Here is a 447-nt window from a genome sequence, read left to right as displayed (position 1 = left end):
AAGCCGGCACGCAGGCGGGCGACGGACCGGGGCGGAGCGGCAGTGCAGTAGCCCTTGGCGGACGCGGCGGGACGGGGCGGAAGGAGGAGGGGGAGGAGGGGGGGGAAAGGGGAGGGGAGGGAGAAGAGGACGGGGGGGAGGGAGAGGGAAAAAAGGGAGAGGACAAGAGGAGGGCGGGGGGAGGAGAGGGGAGAGGGAGGGAAGAGGAGGAAAGGAGGAGAGGGGGGGAAGGGAGGGGAGAAAGGAGAAGGGAGAAAAAGGAAGGAGAGGAAGAGAGGAGAGAAGAAAAGGGGAAAAGAAGAGGAAGGAATAAGAAGAGGAAGAGGAAGAAGAAAAAAGAAAGAAGGAAGGGAAGAAGGAAGAAAAAAGGTAGAAAAGAGAGAGGAAGAAAAAGAGGGAGACGGCATACGAGATAGCGTAAGAGAAGAAGAGGAGGGAGAGAAGGGG

General features: G+C 58.6%; 1 protein-coding gene. It reads left to right on the top strand.

What is annotated here, in order from left to right:
• Nucleotides 1-54: 54 nt before the first annotated feature.
• A partial coding sequence (locus VE25_RS22745) for a hypothetical protein (protein WP_201776086.1) occupies nucleotides 55-447 on the top strand: 393 nt, incomplete at its 3' end.

The organism is Devosia geojensis (genome assembly GCF_000969415.1).
Lineage (GTDB): Bacteria > Pseudomonadota > Alphaproteobacteria > Rhizobiales > Devosiaceae > Devosia > Devosia geojensis.
The sequence above is the reverse complement of the archived record's forward strand: the minus strand, read 5'-3'. Positions and strand labels throughout refer to the sequence as shown.